The organism is Marinomonas aquimarina, assembly GCF_900089755.1.
In the GTDB taxonomy this organism is placed as follows: Bacteria; Pseudomonadota; Gammaproteobacteria; order Pseudomonadales; family Marinomonadaceae; genus Marinomonas; species Marinomonas aquimarina.
In genome coordinates this window covers 41,365-58,259 of sequence record NZ_FLOC01000014.1, presented here as the reverse complement: position 1 = coordinate 58,259, position 16,895 = coordinate 41,365, and the positions used below count along the sequence as shown (strand labels likewise).

At 48.3% G+C, this 16,895-nt stretch carries 17 protein-coding genes; 11 read left to right on the top strand and 6 right to left on the bottom strand.

The window, feature by feature from the left end; translation table 11 throughout:
• Positions 1-2 precede the first annotated feature (2 nt).
• From miaA to MAQ5080_RS12210, 8 genes are all read left to right on the top strand, one after another.
• Positions 3-935, top strand: coding sequence for a tRNA (adenosine(37)-N6)-dimethylallyltransferase MiaA (gene miaA, locus MAQ5080_RS12245; RefSeq protein WP_067210687.1), 933 nt, complete (start codon positions 3-5; stop codon positions 933-935).
• A gap of 88 nt (positions 936-1,023) precedes the next feature.
• Positions 1,024-1,269, top strand: coding sequence for an RNA chaperone Hfq (gene hfq, locus MAQ5080_RS12240; RefSeq protein WP_067097470.1), 246 nt, complete (start codon positions 1,024-1,026; stop codon positions 1,267-1,269).
• Between the two features lie 36 nt (positions 1,270-1,305).
• Positions 1,306-2,595 carry a ribosome rescue GTPase HflX gene (gene hflX, locus MAQ5080_RS12235; RefSeq protein ID WP_067210684.1) on the top strand — a complete coding sequence of 430 codons (1,290 nt, stop codon included), beginning with the start codon at positions 1,306-1,308 and terminating at the stop codon, positions 2,593-2,595.
• A 38-nt stretch (positions 2,596-2,633) separates the two neighbouring features.
• The gene (gene hflK, locus MAQ5080_RS12230; protein ID WP_067210681.1) at positions 2,634-3,872 is read left to right on the top strand and encodes an FtsH protease activity modulator HflK; all 1,239 of its coding nucleotides are present in this window, start codon (positions 2,634-2,636) and stop codon (positions 3,870-3,872) included.
• Positions 3,872-4,738 carry a protease modulator HflC gene (gene hflC / locus MAQ5080_RS12225; RefSeq protein WP_067210679.1) on the top strand — a complete coding sequence of 289 codons (867 nt, stop codon included), beginning with the start codon at positions 3,872-3,874 and terminating at the stop codon, positions 4,736-4,738. The genes hflK and hflC overlap by 1 nt, the downstream gene beginning before the upstream one ends.
• A gap of 119 nt (positions 4,739-4,857) precedes the next feature.
• Positions 4,858-5,055, top strand: a complete 198-nt coding sequence (locus MAQ5080_RS12220) for a DUF2065 domain-containing protein (RefSeq protein ID WP_067210676.1) — start codon at positions 4,858-4,860, stop codon at positions 5,053-5,055.
• A 14-nt stretch (positions 5,056-5,069) separates the two neighbouring features.
• On the top strand, positions 5,070-6,245 hold the full coding sequence (locus MAQ5080_RS12215; protein ID WP_067210674.1) for an ATP phosphoribosyltransferase regulatory subunit: 1,176 nt from the start codon (positions 5,070-5,072) through the stop codon (positions 6,243-6,245).
• Positions 6,246-6,285: 40 nt separating this feature from the next.
• The gene (locus tag MAQ5080_RS12210; protein ID WP_067210671.1) at positions 6,286-7,584 is read left to right on the top strand and encodes an adenylosuccinate synthase; all 1,299 of its coding nucleotides are present in this window, start codon (positions 6,286-6,288) and stop codon (positions 7,582-7,584) included.
• A 90-nt stretch (positions 7,585-7,674) separates the two neighbouring features.
• Here MAQ5080_RS12210 and MAQ5080_RS12205 read toward each other — a convergent pair whose 3' ends face one another.
• Positions 7,675-8,670, bottom strand: coding sequence for a GGDEF domain-containing protein (locus MAQ5080_RS12205; protein ID WP_067210667.1), 996 nt, complete (start codon positions 8,668-8,670; stop codon positions 7,675-7,677).
• Between the two features lie 169 nt (positions 8,671-8,839).
• Here MAQ5080_RS12205 and yegD point away from each other — a divergent pair, with 169 nt between their 5' ends.
• The gene (yegD, locus tag MAQ5080_RS12200) at positions 8,840-10,201 is read left to right on the top strand and encodes a molecular chaperone (RefSeq protein WP_067210664.1); all 1,362 of its coding nucleotides are present in this window, start codon (positions 8,840-8,842) and stop codon (positions 10,199-10,201) included.
• Between the two features lie 15 nt (positions 10,202-10,216).
• On the opposite strand, the gene MAQ5080_RS12195 is transcribed toward yegD, so the two are convergent.
• The 5 genes from MAQ5080_RS12195 to MAQ5080_RS12175 all read right to left on the bottom strand — a co-directional run bounded on the left by MAQ5080_RS12195 (position 10,217) and on the right by MAQ5080_RS12175 (position 14,415).
• Entirely contained in the window at positions 10,217-10,621 is a 405-nt protein-coding gene (locus MAQ5080_RS12195; RefSeq protein WP_067210661.1) for a DUF2069 domain-containing protein, read from the bottom strand.
• Positions 10,622-10,724: 103 nt separating this feature from the next.
• The gene (gene wrbA, locus MAQ5080_RS12190; RefSeq protein ID WP_067210657.1) at positions 10,725-11,327 is read right to left on the bottom strand and encodes an NAD(P)H:quinone oxidoreductase; all 603 of its coding nucleotides are present in this window, start codon (positions 11,325-11,327) and stop codon (positions 10,725-10,727) included.
• Positions 11,327-11,671, bottom strand: a complete 345-nt coding sequence (gene arsC / locus MAQ5080_RS12185; protein WP_067210655.1) for an arsenate reductase (glutaredoxin) — start codon at positions 11,669-11,671, stop codon at positions 11,327-11,329. Before arsC ends, wrbA begins: the two co-directional genes overlap by 1 nt.
• Before the next feature lie 113 nt (positions 11,672-11,784).
• Positions 11,785-13,512, bottom strand: coding sequence for a proline--tRNA ligase (locus tag MAQ5080_RS12180; RefSeq protein WP_067210652.1), 1,728 nt, complete (start codon positions 13,510-13,512; stop codon positions 11,785-11,787).
• 33 nt (positions 13,513-13,545) lie between these two features.
• Positions 13,546-14,415, bottom strand: coding sequence for an SMP-30/gluconolactonase/LRE family protein (locus tag MAQ5080_RS12175; RefSeq protein ID WP_067210649.1), 870 nt, complete (start codon positions 14,413-14,415; stop codon positions 13,546-13,548).
• An 85-nt stretch (positions 14,416-14,500) separates the two neighbouring features.
• Between MAQ5080_RS12175 and MAQ5080_RS12170 the strand changes: the two genes are divergently transcribed.
• Both MAQ5080_RS12170 and MAQ5080_RS12165 read left to right on the top strand, forming a co-directional pair.
• A complete protein-coding gene (locus MAQ5080_RS12170) occupies positions 14,501-14,929 on the top strand; it encodes an HIT domain-containing protein (RefSeq protein ID WP_067210646.1) in 429 nt (142 codons plus the stop codon).
• 90 nt (positions 14,930-15,019) lie between these two features.
• Positions 15,020-16,783: a DUF2786 domain-containing protein gene (locus MAQ5080_RS12165; protein ID WP_067210643.1), complete on the top strand. Its 1,764-nt coding sequence runs from the start codon at positions 15,020-15,022 to the stop codon at positions 16,781-16,783.
• The last annotated feature ends 112 nt before the right edge of the window (positions 16,784-16,895 follow it).

Sequence of the window (16,895 nt, the reverse complement as noted above, 5' to 3'; positions counted from 1 at the left end):
TTATGTCCAAACCTAAAGTTGTCTGTTTAATGGGGCCAACCGCCTCAGGTAAAACAGGCCTTGCTGTCGAGCTGGCCAGCCAACATGGCTATGACATTATCAGTGTCGATTCTGCGCTCGTATACAAGGGAATGGATATTGGTACAGCGAAACCTGATGCTGAAACCTTGGCCAAAGCGCCGCATCGCTTGATTGACATTATTGACCCGAGTGAAAGTTATTCGGCGGCCGATTTTATGGCGGATGCTGAACGCGAAGTAGCGGACATTGTTGCTCAGGGGAAAACGCCGCTGCTTGTCGGTGGCACCATGATGTATTTCAATGCTCTGCAAAAAGGCCTAGCGCCAATGCCACCGGCGGATGCCGCGATTCGTGCCGAGTTTGAGCAGCAGGCAGCGCAGTTTGGTTTGGCCAGTTTGCACGCGCAATTACAGGACATTGATCCTGTCGCTGCGGCACGTATTAATCCGAATGATGCCCAACGCTTGCAGCGTGCCATTGAGGTATACCGCTTAACCGGAAAAACCATGACGCAGTGGTGGGCGGAGCAAGAAGCACAAGAGCTACCGTTTGATTTAGTCAATATTGCGGTGATGCCGCAAGAGCGTTCGGTGTTACATCAACGCATTGAGGAGCGTTTTCATCTAATGATGGAACAAGGTTTCTTGGCTGAGGTCGAAGCCTTGTACAAGCACGGTGATTTAAGTATTGATATGCCGTCTGTGCGCTGCGTTGGCTATCGCCAATTGTGGCAATATTTAGAGGGCGAAGACTCTCTTGAAGAAGCGGTTTTTAAAGGCATTGTCGCGACGCGTCAGCTGGCGAAACGTCAGCACACTTGGCTGCGTGGTTGGGACGATCTGGCGATTTTTGACAGTTTAAATCAAGATCTTTTAGGACAAACCTTGAAATACTTGGAAAGCAAGATTATATAAGGGGAAATCAGGAAAGATTTGGTGTACTATCTATAGTATTGTTTTGCCAATATTTTAATTATAAGTTTGCTTGCTTAAGGAGATTCCGATGTCAAAAGGGCAGTCACTACAAGACCCTTACTTAAACGTACTACGCAAAGAGAGAGTACCTGTTTCTATCTTTCTTGTGAATGGTATTAAATTGCAGGGACAAATCGAGTCATTTGATCAGTTCGTGATTTTGTTGAAAAACACTGTAAGCCAAATGGTTTACAAGCACGCAATCTCGACCGTTGTTCCTTCTCGTACTATCCGTCTACCGTCTCCTGATCAGGCGGAAGATGCAGCAGAATAAGTTTGTTCTGACTAGGACAAACAGAGGTTATATAACTTGTTTTTCGAACGCCCTGAAAGTGGTGAAATTGCTGTCCTGGTTCATATCGATTTTCATGATCAAAACGACAATCATGGACCAGAAGAGTTCGTAGAACTCGCTATCTCTGCTGGTGCAGACCCTGTTGCAGTCGTAACAGGGTCTCGTCAAAGAGCTGATTCAAAGTTCTTTGTAGGTACCGGCAAATTAGATGAAATCAAAGATATTGTGATTCGAGAAGAAGCCCAAGTGGTGCTTTTTGATCATGCCTTATCTCCTTCCCAAGAGCGAAATCTAGAAAGCGTTTTAAATTGTCGAGTACTTGATCGTACTGGGTTGATTCTTGACATCTTTGCCCAGCGTGCACGTACCCATGAGGGTAAGTTGCAGGTAGAGCTTGCTCAGCTACAACACATGTCAACACGACTGATTCGCGGTTGGACCCACCTTGAGCGCCAAAAAGGCGGTATTGGTATGCGTGGTCCGGGTGAAACTCAGTTAGAAACCGACCGTCGTTTGTTACGCGAGCGAATTAAATCGATCCAAAAACGTCTTGAGAAAGTAAACTCTCAACGAGATCAAAGTCGTCGTGCTCGTTCTCGATCGGACGTACCAACCATTTCTTTGGTAGGTTACACCAACGCCGGCAAGTCGACCTTGTTCAACCGTGCCACTGGGGCCGAAGTGTATGCGGCAGACCAACTGTTTGCGACCTTGGATCCAACCCTGCGTCGACTTGAGCTTGATGAGGTGGGCACCGTGGTGTTGGCCGATACGGTAGGGTTTATCCGTAAACTACCGCACCGTTTGGTAAAGGCTTTCCAGGCGACCTTAAAAGAGTCGGCGGAGTCGGACTTGCTGTTGCATGTTGTCGATGCGGCGGATATCAGTCGTGATGAAAACATTGCTGCGGTAGAAGATGTGTTGGAAGAAATCGGCGCCAATGAGTTGCCGACGTTAAAGGTATTTAACAAAATTGATGCTCTGCCAACGGCTGAACCGCGCATTGATCGTGACGAGCACGGGAACCCTGTGCGAGTTTGGTTGTCTGCTCGTGAAGGGATTGGTATTGAATTACTAGAGCAAGCCATTGCGGAATTGTTGTCCGAAGATATTGTCAAAGAAACCATTGTGGTGCCAGTCAATCAAGGTCGTTTCAGAGCGATGTTGTTTGAGCAGGGAGCTGTAAAAGGTGAAACTTACGATGAACTAGGGCAATCTGTGCTTGAATTATGCTTACCTCGTAAGGATTATTTACAGATTCTTGCTAGAGTGGGAATGTCTGAAGATCAAATTCAGGCAGCCTAAGTCACCGGATTATCATTACAAGAAAGTGGAGATGTAGTATGGCCTGGAATGAACCGGGTAATAACGACAACGACCCTTGGAATACGGATAAGAGCCGTAATAACAATGGGGGACGTGATCAAGAACCCAATAATGACCCTTGGGGCCGTCAAGGTCAAAATGGTGGTAAAGATCAAGCACCACCTGACTTGGATGAAGCCTTCAACAAGCTGATGGACATGCTTGGTGTTAAAAAGAAACGCGGTGGCAATGGTGGTTCCGGCTCAAATGGCGGTCCAGGTATGGGCGGTAAATTTAGCAGCGGTCTACTAGGTGTTGTCGTTGTAGGTTTGTTCGCGCTGTGGGCGGCGACGGGTATTTATCAGGTGGACCAACAGGAACGCGGTGTCGTGTTGCGTCTTGGTAAATTCCATGAAACCGTTATGCCAGGTCTGCACTGGAATCCACCGTTGATTGACTCTGTGACCCGAGTGAATGTGACTAAGGTGCGTTCACATGACCACAAGGCACTGATGTTGACGGTAGACGAAGCGATCGTTGAGGTGAGTGTGTCGGTGCAATATTTGATCGAAACACCGCGTGACTTTGTGATCAACGTTCGAGCTCCGGAAGATTCCTTAGCTCAAGCGGTAGAGAGTTCTCTACGTCACGTTGTCGGTACTACTGAGATGGACCAAATCTTGACGGAAGGTCGTGAGGTGTTGGCGGCAGATGTGAAAGAGCGTTTGCAGTCCTACATCAACAGTTACGGAACTGGTCTTCTGATTTCGAAAGTCAACGTTGAGAATACGCAGGCACCTAACCAAGTTCAGGAAGCATTTGACGATGTAATCAAGGCGAAAGAGGATGAGCAGCGTGTTCGTAACGAGGCAGAATCTTACGCTAACGGTATCATCCCAGAAGCTCGTGGTCGTGCGCAGCGTATTCGTGAGGAAGCGGAAGCTTACCGCTCTGAAATCGTAGCCCGAGCGCAAGGTCAAGCAGATCGTTTTGATCGCTTGTACCAAGAGTATGCTAAGGCTCCTGCAGTGACCAAACAGCGTTTGTACTTGGAAACAATTGAGACCATCTACAAAGACGCTAATAAAGTCATTATTGATACTAAAGACGGTAACAACATGATGTACCTACCGCTGGATCAAATTATGAAGCAGCGTCCAACATCTTCTAACACTAGCGGTATCAGCTCATCTTCGATCAGTTCATTGACTGATCAAGTGATTGCTGAGATCCGTAACCGTCAGTCGGCTAATTCGGTACGTGAGGGGAGAAACTAATGAAAAACCTATCTTTTGCGATTATGTTTATCGTATTGGCTGCGGTTTTAGTGGCTTCTCAAACCCTGTTCGTCGTCAAAGAGACTGAGCGTGCTGTGGTGCTGAAGTTCGGTGAGATTGTGCGCGATGATGTTAAGCCTGGTTTGCACTTTAAACTGCCGATCATGAACGATGTTAAGAAATTTGACGCGCGTATTTTGACCATGGATTCCCGCCCACAGCGTTACCTAACGCTAGAGAAAAAAGCGGTAATCGTGGACTCTTACGTGAAATGGAAGATTTCCAACGTTGCACGTTTCTACCAGTCTACTTCTGGTGATGAGTTTGTCGCTAACCGAGTGCTTTCTTCGCGTGTGGACACAGGTCTTCGTAACCAATTTGGTGAGCGTACCATGCACGAAGTGGTGTCTGGTGAGCGTGAAGAGCTAATGACGGAGTTGCGTGATCGTATTGACGGTGTGGCTCAATCTGAACTAGGTATTACGATCGTCGATATTCGTGTGAAGCGAATCGATCTGCCGCCAGATGTTAGTGAGTCGGTATACCAGCGTATGCGTACTGAGCGTGAGCGTGAAGCGCGTGAGCACCGTTCTAAAGGTCTTGAGTTGGCTGAGGGTATTCGTGCCGATGCGGATCGTCAGCGTGTTGTGCTAGAGGCGGAAGCCCAGCGTGATGCGGAAATGATTCGTGGTGATGGTGATGCTCAGGCGGCTGCTATCTATGCCGAAGCTTACCAACAAGATCCAGAATTCTTTGATTTTTACCGTAGCCTGCAGGCTTACCGAGAAAGCTTCGCCAACAGTGGTGATGTGTTTGTCTTGGATCCAGAGGGTGAATTCTTTAAGTACTTTAAAGAAACCAACTAAAGAGACGGTTTTTGGCTGACTTGTAGGTGGATATGCCTGTAAGTCAGCCGTATAATCGTGATAGAATCAGCAAAACCGGGTTAAGCCCGGTTTTTTAATGGTCAAAATATAGAGAGTCTATGCAGGAATTGTTGCATTCGCTTCTAGTCGGCTTCAGTTTGCTACTGATTGCTGAAGGGGTTTTACCATTTTTGAAGCCAAAGTTATGGCGCGAAATGATGGTAAGAGCGATCGCGAGTTCGGATAAAAACTTGCGAGTGCTTGGGGCGGTGAGTATGTTTCTTGGATTAATGCTCCTATTACTGGCCCGAAGCTAAGAGGATACAGTTTAATGACGCTAGCAGATCGCTGGTTGCTTCCAGATGGTGTTGATGAGGCCCTTCCGAAACAGGCCGCTAAAATTGAACATCTAAGAAGAACACTGCTTAATCTCCACGAAAGTTGGGGTTACCAATTGGTCATTCCCCCTCTAATCGAGTACCTAGATTCTTTACTCATTGGCGCAGGCTCTGATCTAGAGATCGAAACCTTTAAGGTAATTGATCAATTGACCGGCCGATTAATGGGAATTCGAGCAGACTTCACATCACAAGTGGCGCGCATTGATGCCCACTGTCTAAAAAATGATGGCGTACAGCGCCTAAGCTACTGTGGTAGTGTGCTCCGCACGACACCTGCAGGGCTAGATGGCACCCGCAGCCCAATTCAGTTAGGTGCGGAGCTTTACGGTCACAGCGGCATTGAGAGTGATCTTGAAATCCTGTCTCTAATGTTGGACACCTTAACGCAAGCTGGTTTAAACAAACTGGTGTTAGACGTTGGTCATATTGATGTTGTACGTGGTGTCATGGCAGCATCCGGTTTGTCGAGTGAGCAAGAAGCGAAGTTGGCCGACCTGTACCGTGCCAAAGGCTTGCCAGAGTTAGAAGCTTTCCTAGCGACGACAGACTTAGATGAGACGGCCAAGCAGTGGCTGTCAGCTTTGCCACGTCTATGTGGTGGGGTGGAAGTACTGGAGCGTGCCGAAGCGGCTCTATCAGGTGTGAGTGATTCTGTTTCCGCTGCTTTGGCACAAATTCGTGCCGTTGCCGAGGTGGTATCGACTCGTTTCACGTCAGTAGGCTTGCATTTTGACCTATCTGATATGGAGTCTTACAGCTACCACACTGGTTTGGTGTTCGCGGCCTATGTACCAGGTCATGGCAACGCGGTAGCTCGAGGTGGACGCTACAACTTCATCGGTGAAGTGTTTGGTCGTTCTCGCCCAGCTACAGGCTTTAGTACAGATGTTAAGACATTGGTATCTTTAGCAGATGTCACCGTCACTGAGCGTTCGAGTGTGTTGGCACCTGCTGCACATAATGATGCGCTTTGGCAGAAGATCTCCTCTTTGCGCCAAGAAGGTTACCGTGTCATTCAGCAGCTGGATGAGCACGCCAATGAATCAGATTTTGATTTCCAGTTAGTTGCCGAGGGCGATGACTGGAAGTTAGTAACAGTTAAATAATCGAATATCGGTTTAGAACAATCTTAAGCGAGACCATAAAATGGGTAAGAACGTTGTTATTCTAGGCACTCAATGGGGTGACGAAGGTAAAGGTAAGGTCGTTGACCTTCTAACAGAAGACGTAGCTGCGGTAGTACGTTTCCAAGGTGGTCACAACGCTGGCCACACATTGGTAATCGACGGTAAGAAGACCGTATTGCATTTGATTCCTTCTGGTATTCTTCGTGATGGTGTTCAGTGCATCATCGGTAACGGTGTTGTGTTGTCTCCTGCAGCATTGCAAAAAGAAGTGGCCGAGCTTGAAGAGCAAGGTGTGCCAGCTGTTGAGCGCCTAAAAGTGAGCCCAGCATGTCCTTTGATCCTGTCCTACCACATTGCTATGGACCAAGCTCGCGAAGTAGCGAAAGGTGATAAGAAGATCGGTACAACAGGTCGTGGTATCGGTCCTGCTTACGAAGACAAAGTAGCACGTCGTGCGATTCGTGTGGCGGACATCTTAGATAAAGAGCGCTTTGCAGAAAAACTAAAAGAAGTGTTGGCTTACTACAACTTCATGTTAGAAAACTTCTACAAAGTTGAGCCGGTATCGTTTGACGAAGTATACGAAGAAGGTCTGAAAATGGCTGAATTCCTACGTCCAATGGTGGCTGATACGATCAACCTACTGCACGATCTGCGTAAGGCAGGCAAGAACATCATGTTCGAAGGTGCACAAGGTTCACTACTAGACGTAGACCACGGTACTTACCCATACGTTACCTCTTCAAACACGACTGCCGGTGGTGCGCCAGCAGGTACAGGTTTTGGTCCTCTATACCTTGACTACGTACTAGGTATCACTAAAGCATACACCACTCGTGTCGGTGCCGGCCCATTCCCAACAGAGCTATTCTGTGATGATGGTCAGCGTCTAGGTGAGCGTGGTCACGAGTTCGGTGCGACAACGGGTCGTCAGCGTCGTTGTGGTTGGTTTGATGCGATGGTGCTGCGCCATGCGGTACAAATCAACTCGATTTCTGGTATCTGTCTAACAAAACTTGACGTACTAGACGGTTCTGAAGTGATCAAAGTATGTGTTGGTTACGAAGATGCAAACGGCAACCCAATGTCTGGCTCTATGGTTGATAGCGAGAGCTACGAGCAAGCGAAGCCAGTTTACGAAGAGCTGCCAGGTTGGTCTGAATCAACTGTTGGTGCGCCGAGCTTTGACGCGCTGCCAGCAAACGCTCAGGCTTACATCAAGTTCATCGAAGAGAAGATTGGTGTGCCAGTAGACATCATCTCTACCGGTCCTGATCGTAACGAAACCATCGTTCTTCGCGACCCATTCAAGTCGTAATTGATATTGAAATAAAAAAAAGCCGAGTCAATGACTCGGCTTTTTTGTGTCTCGCTTCAATTGGCTTCGCTAGCGAATAGAGTAAGGTGATTAGAATAAATCGATGTCGCCGTGTGTTACTTCGTTGGATTTTGCTAAGCCTGCCGCGACGATCTCTTCATAGAAGGTGACACGGTTTCGGCCGTTTTGCTTACTGTAATACAGTGCTTGATCCGCTTGGTCCATTAGCGTGACATGGAAGGTGTCTTTTTGGAACTCACACACACCGGCACTTAACGTAATCGGATCTAGGTTGTTCATAACGATGGACTGTACGTTGCTGAGCAGCTCATCGAGCATCTGCTTGCATTCTTCGCGGGTTAGATCGCGCATCATCACCACAAACTCTTCACCACCAAATCGGAACAGCATGTCGTCTTGACGGAAAGTCTGCTGCAGCACACGCGAGATATGGATCAAGACTTCATCACCGTATAGATGGCCAGCGCTATCGTTAATAAGCTTAAAGTTATCAATATCAATGATAGCGATCCAGTTCGCGCGATTGTCGTTCTCATCGGTAAAGGCGGTCCCTTGATACAGCTTAACAATCGATTCTTCGAATGTTTTGCGGTTCATTAGGCCCGTCAGTTCGTCTGTTTGTGCCTCGGCCAACAGGGAGCTGAAATTACTGTAGATACTGAGCATGCCCTTGATGATGTAGCTCTCAGAGCGGCTCGGTTTATTGTCCAATGTGATGATCAAGTACTGGTTTTGCTGGCGACTCTGTTGCAAAACGTGAAAAGAAGTATATTGATCGTCATGGGCTTTCATTAACTCATCAAGGTGCCAAGTATTGATATAGTCCAAAGACGCACGAGTACTTTCTGGTACACGAATGTCCTGATAGCGGTATTCGCATGACTCACTGTTGCTCAGTGATATCTCCATGGTCGGCTCGTCCTGGCCGTTCAAGGTAAGAATAGAAGTGCGAATAGGGTTTAGAATATCGCGGATGCTCTTAAGCAGGCTGAAAGCAAGCAGTTCCTTGTCGCGTTGCGAAGTAAAGTTTTCAATATGGTGCAGGATATTGTTGGAAATGCTCAAACCTGATCCCCTAGGTGTTTACATATGTTTCACTATGGCTCAAGTCATTATAAACCTTATGGATATGTATAGCGATATGGATCTAATGAACTCTCCTAATTCAGCTTATGCTGGCCTGCAGAGTATGGTAGAGTCCGCGCCCCAATCATATTTCTAAGAGGTCGCCCAAGTGTATTGTGGATTTGATTACGGTACGTCTAACTGTGCTTTAGGTATTTTACAAGATGGCAAGCCAGTGTTAGCGGAATTAGAGCAGAACCACCGTTATCTACCCTCAACTGTTTACGCATTGAGTCGCGATTTTATCACTGAGGCCGTCGCAAAAGGCTTGTCGGACTCAATGCGTGCCGAGTTTATTGAAAGCCGCAAAGGCGTTTTGAGTCGCGCACGTCGCTTCCGTGTCGAAGAAGATTACGAGGCGAATGATCAAGTCTTGTTTTATGGTCGTGAGGCCTTTGCCGAATATTATCAGTTTCCTGATGAGGGCTATTTTGTTAAATCGCCTAAATCCTTTTTAGGGGGCGCCGGGCTTCGAGCGGAGCATATACAGTTTTTCGAAGATGTGGTGGCGGTGATGATGATGAATGTTAAGCGTCGCTCAGAAAAACATTTTCAACAAGAAATGAAGCACACTGTGATTGGTCGTCCGGTTAACTTTCAAGGTATTAATGCCGAAGAGAGCAACCAGCAAGCATTGCAGATCCTAACCGTTGCGGCGCGTCGTGCGGGCTTTGAAAGTGTTGAATTTCAATACGAACCCATTGCGGCAGGTTTGGATTTCGAACGTAACCTCGAGCAAGATCAAACGGTACTAGTCGTTGATATCGGTGGTGGTACCAGTGACTGCGCCATGGTGCGTATGGGGCCAAGCTACCGTGATTGTCTCGATCGTAGCCACGACTTCTTGGCTTATACCGGTGAGCGAGTGGGTGGTAACGATCTGGATATTCAATTGGCAGGGCGTCAGATGATGCCGCTATTGGGTATGGGGGCAGAGCTGAAAACCGGTTTGCCGATGCCGACACAGTTGTACTGGAATGCGGTCACCACCAATGATGTCACGGCACAAGCCACCTTCAACAGTCTGGAAACCAAATTGCAGATGGATCACTTACGTTTGGATATGGTGCAACCATTGTTGATGGATCGTTTTAGAACCATGCGTGAACACAAGCATAACTTCCATATCGTCAAGGATGCGGAAGAGGCGAAGATTCAGTTGTCGGATGCGATGAAAATGCATGTGGATTTAAGTTATATCGAAGCGGGTTTACAATTGGATCTAGAGCGTGAGCAATTGGCACAAGCCATCATTCATCCAGTTGAGAAAATGATTAGCTTAATGCAGGCTGCTATTGATCAGGCGGGTGAGCGCCCTGATGTGATCTATATGACCGGAGGTTCGGCTAAATCGCCAGTGATTCAAGCGGCGGTACGAGAGCAGATCGGTGACATCCCGTTGCTCGATGGTGACCACTTCGGCAGTGTCGCAAGTGGTCTGACAGTATGGGCTGACCGAATCTTCCGTTAACCTGCAGTGATAGGATTAAGCGATGGGCAGTTCGCTTAATCCTTTCCAGCGTGCGTACAGCATGCCTAAACAAAATAAGCCCGCACCCAATATTGCCTCACTCATGCCAATTGGCCACAGCATCGGATGGAACCAGTGAGTCACCCCTGAGGTAAAGTAAAACAAGCTGATAAAGCACACCCCAATCGCGCCTTTGTAGCTGCCGTTGATGCTGCCCCAAAGTGACAGAGCCAGCGGTAATAGTATGGCGCTAAGCAGCACCAGCGGGTGGTTTAATTGAATGTCTGACAGCATAAGATGCCACCAAGCGATAACCACCATTAAAGCAAGATGATTGAGAATTAGAATAGGGCGGTAAGTGCTGCACAGGTTGCTGTAGTGTCGCTGCTCGGCTGTTGAGATGGAAAAACGTTTCGCCATAACTTGCTTCTGCTGAATGGTTCGCCAATGAAAGAGGGAGCTATAATACCTGCTAATAGCTCCCTCATCATTGATCTAGGTCGCATTGCTCTGAATTGCAGGGCTAAGCTTTCTTTAGCTTAGTTGCGAGTTCGGCAATGCGTTGACCTTGTGCTTCACACAAATTGATTTCTTCGTCACTCAGACCTGTGTATTGCGTATGGGGAGCAAAGTGCGTGACGCCATAAGGTGTGCCGCCAGTAGCGGTGGCGATCAGGTCACGGTTCTTATACGGCAGTCCAGCCCAAATCATGCCGTGATGCAACAGTGGGATCATCATGGATTGAATGGTCATTTCATGGCCGCCGTGCATAGTGCTGGCACTGGCAAAGCCGCAGGCGGGTTTGTCGGCCAGTTGGCCACTCATCCAGATTGGGCTGGTCTGATCTAGCATCAGCTTCACTGGCGCAGCCATGCTGCCAAAATAGGAGGGGGAGCCAATGGCAAGGCCATCACAGTTAACGAAATCATCCAGCTCGCAATAGGGGTAGCCATCATCAGGGATGGCTGCACTGGTTTGCTCGTGGCTAAAGGAGGCTTCCGCTAGCTGACGTACGACGACATTCGTGTTCGGAACACGCTGCGCTCCGCGCGCGATGTGTTTTGCCATGGCGGCGACAGAGCCGTGGCGCGAATAAAACACAACAAGGATATTGGTGGCGCTCATTAGAACAACTCAAGTACGGCTTCTGGTGGGCGACCGATCTTGGCTTGGTCGTTATGAATCACGATAGGGCGCTCAATTAGCTTAGGGTTATTAACCATGGCATCGATTAAGGCGTCTTCGTTTTGCTCTTGTTTAAGATTTAACTCTTTATAGATAGCTTCTTTGGTACGCATTAACTCGCGCGCAGAAGACATGTCTAGCTGTGCTAGCAGAGTTTTAATGGTGTCCGCTGTTGGTGGTGTTTGCAGGTATAAAATCACTTCAGGAGAAATGTTGTTTTGTTCAAGAAGTGCTAGGGTTTCGCGGGATTTAGAGCAGCGAGGGTTGTGATAAATAACAGTCATACTTGGCCTCAATAATGGATGTAATATAGCTGGAAGTATGGCGTCTTATGCTAACTAAGACGCAAATAAAAAAGCAGAATGAGGTCGGCTCATTCTGCTTTTTTAGGATTAGCTTACGCTAGTTTTTCTAGCAAGAAAGCCACGGCATCGGCGACAGCGATGTCTTCGCCTTCACCGGTTGCACGACTCTTGTATTCAAGCGTGCCTTCTTTCAAACCGCGGTCACCGACGACGATGCGGTGTGGGATGCCTAGTAGCTCACAGTCAGAGAATTTCACCCCTGGGCGCTCTTTACGATCATCCAGCATCACGTCTATGCCTTTCGCTTGCAGTTCAGTGTAAAGCACTTCACACGCTTCACGTACCGCTTCAGATTTTTCGTAGTTCATGCCGACGATGGCTAGTTCAAATGGTGCGATTGCTTGTGGCCACTTGATGCCTTGCTCATCGAAGTTTTGCTCAATCGCTGCAGCGACGACACGTGAAACACCGATACCGTAACAGCCCATGTGCATTACTTGCGCTTTGCCGTTTTCATCAAGCACGGTCGCTTTCATGGATTCTGAGTAGGTTTGACCTAGTTGGAAGATGTGACCTACTTCGATACCGCGCTTGATCACAATAGAGCCTTGACCGTCTGGAGAAGGGTCGCCTTCGACAACGTTACGGATATCGGCCACTTCGAACTCATCACAGTCACGTGCCCAGTTTAGGCCAGTCACGTGGTAATCGTCTTTGTTAGCACCCGCACAGAAGTCAGATAGTACGGCGGCAGAGCGGTCAACGACAACGCGAATGCCTGCGGCTTTCAGCCCTTGTGGGCCGATCGAACCTGGCTGACAGCCAATTTTGGCGATGATGTCAGTTTCGGAAGCGAACTCAAATGGTGCCACGGCGCCTTTGATCTTCTCAACTTTGATTTCGTTGATGTTGTGGTCACCACGCAGGACAAGGGCGATGATGTTTGGCTCGCCATCTTCGTCCACACCTTTAATCAACATAGTCTTGATGGTCTTTTCAACCGGAAGGTTTAGGAACTCTGCTACCGCTGCAATGGTTTTACAGTTCGGTGTGTAGACTTCTTTAAGTTCTTCGGTTGGTGCGTCAGCGGCTTGTTTCGCACAAAGAGCCTCAGCAAGTTCTACGTTGGCTGCGAAATCAGAGGAATCGCTGAAGGCGATGTCGTCTTCACCAGAATCCGCTAGTACGTGGAACTCGTGCGAGTAGGCGCCACCGATAGAGCCGGTGTCAGCTTGTACTGGACGGTAGTCTAGACCGATGCGGTCGAACACTTTGCAGTAGGCTGCGTGCATTGCATCGTAGGTTTCTTGTAGCGACTCAGTCGTTGCGTGGAACGAGTAAGCATCTTTCATCAAGAATTCGCGTGAGCGCATCACACCAAAGCGTGGACGAACTTCGTCACGGAATTTAGTTTGGATCTGGAACACATTAAGTGGCAGTTGTTTGTAGCTGCTTAGTTCGTTACGTGCGATGTCTGTGATCACTTCTTCGTGGGTTGGGCCTAGGCAGTAATCACGGTCATGGCGGTCTTTTAAGCGCAATAGCTCAGGACCGTATTTTTGCCAACGGCCTGTTTCTTCCCAAAGTTCTGCTGGCTGTACGCCTGGCATGATCACTTCAAGAGCGCCTGCCTTTTGCATTTCTTCACGAACGATGCCTTCTACTTTTTTAAGGACTTTTACGCCTGTTGGTAGCCAAGTGTACAGGCCTTTTGATACTTGACGGATCATACCGGCACGGATCATTAACTGGTGGCTGGCTACGACGGCATCTGATGGAGCGTCACGTAGGGTAGAAAAAAGATAGTTGCTTGCGCGCATAATAGGTCGTCTTTCTATAAATAAGTGATTAAATTAACCCGCAAAGCGGAATTCAATTTGGCCTTCGGTTTCAACATCTAAGGCGAAGATGCCGCCAGCTTGAGGGAATTGCTCAAGTTCGGCGTCTGTTTGTGCCGCACGGCAAGTGGATACGAATAGGGTTTTCATATCACTACCGCCAAAGGCCACCATGGTTGGGTACGTTGCCGGTACTGGGTACTCTGCAAGAATTTCCCCAGCAGGGCTGATCTTAACCACTCGTTGCCCTTGGTACAGAGCAGACCAGTAGTTGCCCTCGGCATCGACTGCTGCGCCATCTGGTCGGCCGTTGCCACGTGGGAACTCAATAAAAGTACGTTTATTGGTTGCCGCGCCCGTGGTCACATCGTAATCAAATTGGTAGACAATGTGGTTTGGTGTATCAGAGTAGTACATGGTTTTTTGGTCTGGTGAGAATGCCAAACCATTAGATGTCCATGCAGCCTGATCTAGTAAACGTTGTTCACTTTTTTCAAACTGATATAAGCCACCTAGGAAAGCGTCTTTTGGCGCGTACATGGTGCCCGCCAAGAAGCGTCCAGCGGGATCGCAGCGTCCGTCATTAAAACGGGTGGTTTTCTGATCGTAATCTGCTTGCCAGTAAGGCGTGAGCGGGGCATTTAAGTCTGAAAAGGTGTAGACACCGGAGCGAAAGGCTGCGATAAAACCGCCGTTTTCTGCTAAGGAAAAACAGCCGATTTCTTCGTCAAATTGGCGTACAGAATGGTCGCCAGAGACGGTGTTAAAGGCGTGCAATTCGAAAGAATCGATGTCAACAAAGTAAAGGGTCTGAGTTTGTTCATCCCAGCGAGGACACTCTGCGAGTTTGGCTTGTGCGTCTAGGACACAACGCATTTCCGTCATGGGAACTCCAAGTCGTAGGGTAGAATTAAAAATAGAATGCTATAGTGCTTATGTAAGGCCACAAAGTAAATAGGAAGTCAGTTACATGTTTGAATTAGATGCAGTTTTAGAAAGAGATTCGGTGTGGATCGGCGATTTTCCCCTTTGTCAGTTGCGCCTCATCAATAATCGCAAGGCACCATGGTTTATTTTGGTCCCTAAACGAGAGGAAGTGGAAGAGATCCATCACCTTGAACCGGAAGATCGGATGCAGCTGATGGCAGAAAGTTGCCTCGTTGCGGAAACCGTACAGGACATATTCTCTCCGGATAAATTAAATGTTGCCGCCATTGGTAATAAAGTACGCCAGTTACACCTACATCACGTGGCGCGTTTCGAGCAAGATGAGTGCTGGCCTGAGCCAGTCTGGGGGAAAATCTCTCAAGAGGCTTACTCAGACGAAGAGTTGGCCGGCATTTTGCAGAAAGTAACCAGTCTGCTTGCAGATGATTTAGTGTCAGCGTACAAAGAGTAGTCAGTTAGCTTCAGGCAAACGTTGAGTGGGTAGGGGCTTGAAGCGATTCATGGATGCAGTGGAAAAAGACAACAAAAGGGCGCCATAAGAATGAGTATCAGACGAAGAAAAAAAGCGATTGGCAAAGTGGTTAAGCTTCTGAACCTAGCAACGTCTACCAATTCAAGTGAATCGTCTATGGCGCTGCGCCATGCGGAGTCCATTATTTTTCAAAATGGCTTGTCGCAGGGTGAAATTCCAATGTATCAGCTGTGCGATCGCGCCATGCTGTTTAAAGTGAGTTGGAACGGCACCCCCCGACATGCCAAAGTTGAGCGCCCGACGGCCCATGCTGAGTCCTATGCACAGCGCCGTTTCAGTGAAAAGCCGACCGACAGTAGCCGCACTTACGCCAATGCTCGTACCATTCTTGATGACTTAGACGAAGAGTTTGCGCAAGCCGCTGAGCACTGTTCAGCTGACGGCGAAGCGTCTATGGGCTCATCGGAGGACATTCATGCCGAGGCCGCTTACTCTGGCCCAGACCAGACAGAAGAAGCGCCGGTTAAAGAACATGGCTCGCTCCAAGATGAAGGCGATACAGGGGACGATGTGGTAAGCGAAGCGCCATACGCGGACGATGAAGCGTTTAGTGAGACCATGGCGGAGCAAGAGGAATCGCCGTTCGCGGGCCCCGAGACAGAAGCCTGCAGTGAACAACCATCCACGGATTTTTCAGAGAACACCATGAACGCAGCCGACGAGAATCTGCAAACCAGCGAAGAGCGTGTATACAGCTACGATAACGTGATCAACGCGGCCAATGCGTTTCGCCCAACGGGAGAGCAATTCAAAGAAACGCTGCGTAATCAATATTCATCCAGTAACCCAGATGTACCTTTTGAGCAGGACTCCTACTGGAATAAGGTGCACAGCATGTTGGTCGATTTTGATGAGTCCGATGTGTTGGTGGAAATCGATGGCCTAGAAAGCCAGCTGGAGCTGGCGCAGCAAGCATTGCAGGCTAAGCGGAGTGAGCGCGCATCGGTTGAGCAGGAAGAATTGCGTGAGCGTACTGAGCGCGCGCGCATTGAACAGAGTTTTGAGGAAGCGATTGAGCGAGCATTTCAGGCTCGAGCTCGAGCCTATGAAGCGTGGGAATCAAAGCGTGCTCAGATGCGAGTCGATTCCATGCGTGCCGAGCAAGATGCGCAACAAGGTTATTCTGAGTTATCGGATCGTTTGCAAAACTGTAAAGAGCAATATGCGCAACATTTGCAGCTCAAGGAAGATTACCGTGCGGCGAAAATTATGCACGAACTGCGACGTCATCTAACTTTGGCGGCCCGTGGGGATGAGCAAGCGTCGGCCTCCTATGAAACGGTGATTAGTATCATGCAGGACAGTGGTTTGAGTCTGCGCGACCTAGAGTTTTCCGACATTCGCAATAAGAGTCTCTTTATCCGCTTGCTGGAGCGTGAGAGTGCGCTCATTGCAGACGTGCATCAGCGTGAGCTGTATACCGAAGAAATGTTGGATAAATTCTTAATGATGTCTCGCCAAGAGCAGCAGTCAAAACCTTCTGAGAACCCGATTGAGCGTGTTGAGCGCTTGCTAAAAAGCATTGAAGGGGTCGGCCACTTTGAAAGCCAGAAGGTCATCGAACAAGTGTTAAAGCTGATGGAACACCATCAAGTGAGTGTGCGCGACCTAGACTACGGCTGCATTAATAAATACTCGGTGTTTATCTGTCTGATTAATTGGGAGGCGGAGCAAATTCACTCTCTAACCGAGCGTGAGAAATTCACTTCCTCCATCTTAGAGGAGTATGTTCAGTACTCTGTTATGAATCCTCGATCTTCGCAAAAAGCCTAATCATCTGGCTTGGCAAGTTGAAAAAATTCACTAATGGGGCGGTTCGCAACGAATTTGCTCCATTGATATTGTGAATGTGCGGTATATTTACTGAAAATTTTGCTTTTGCCTT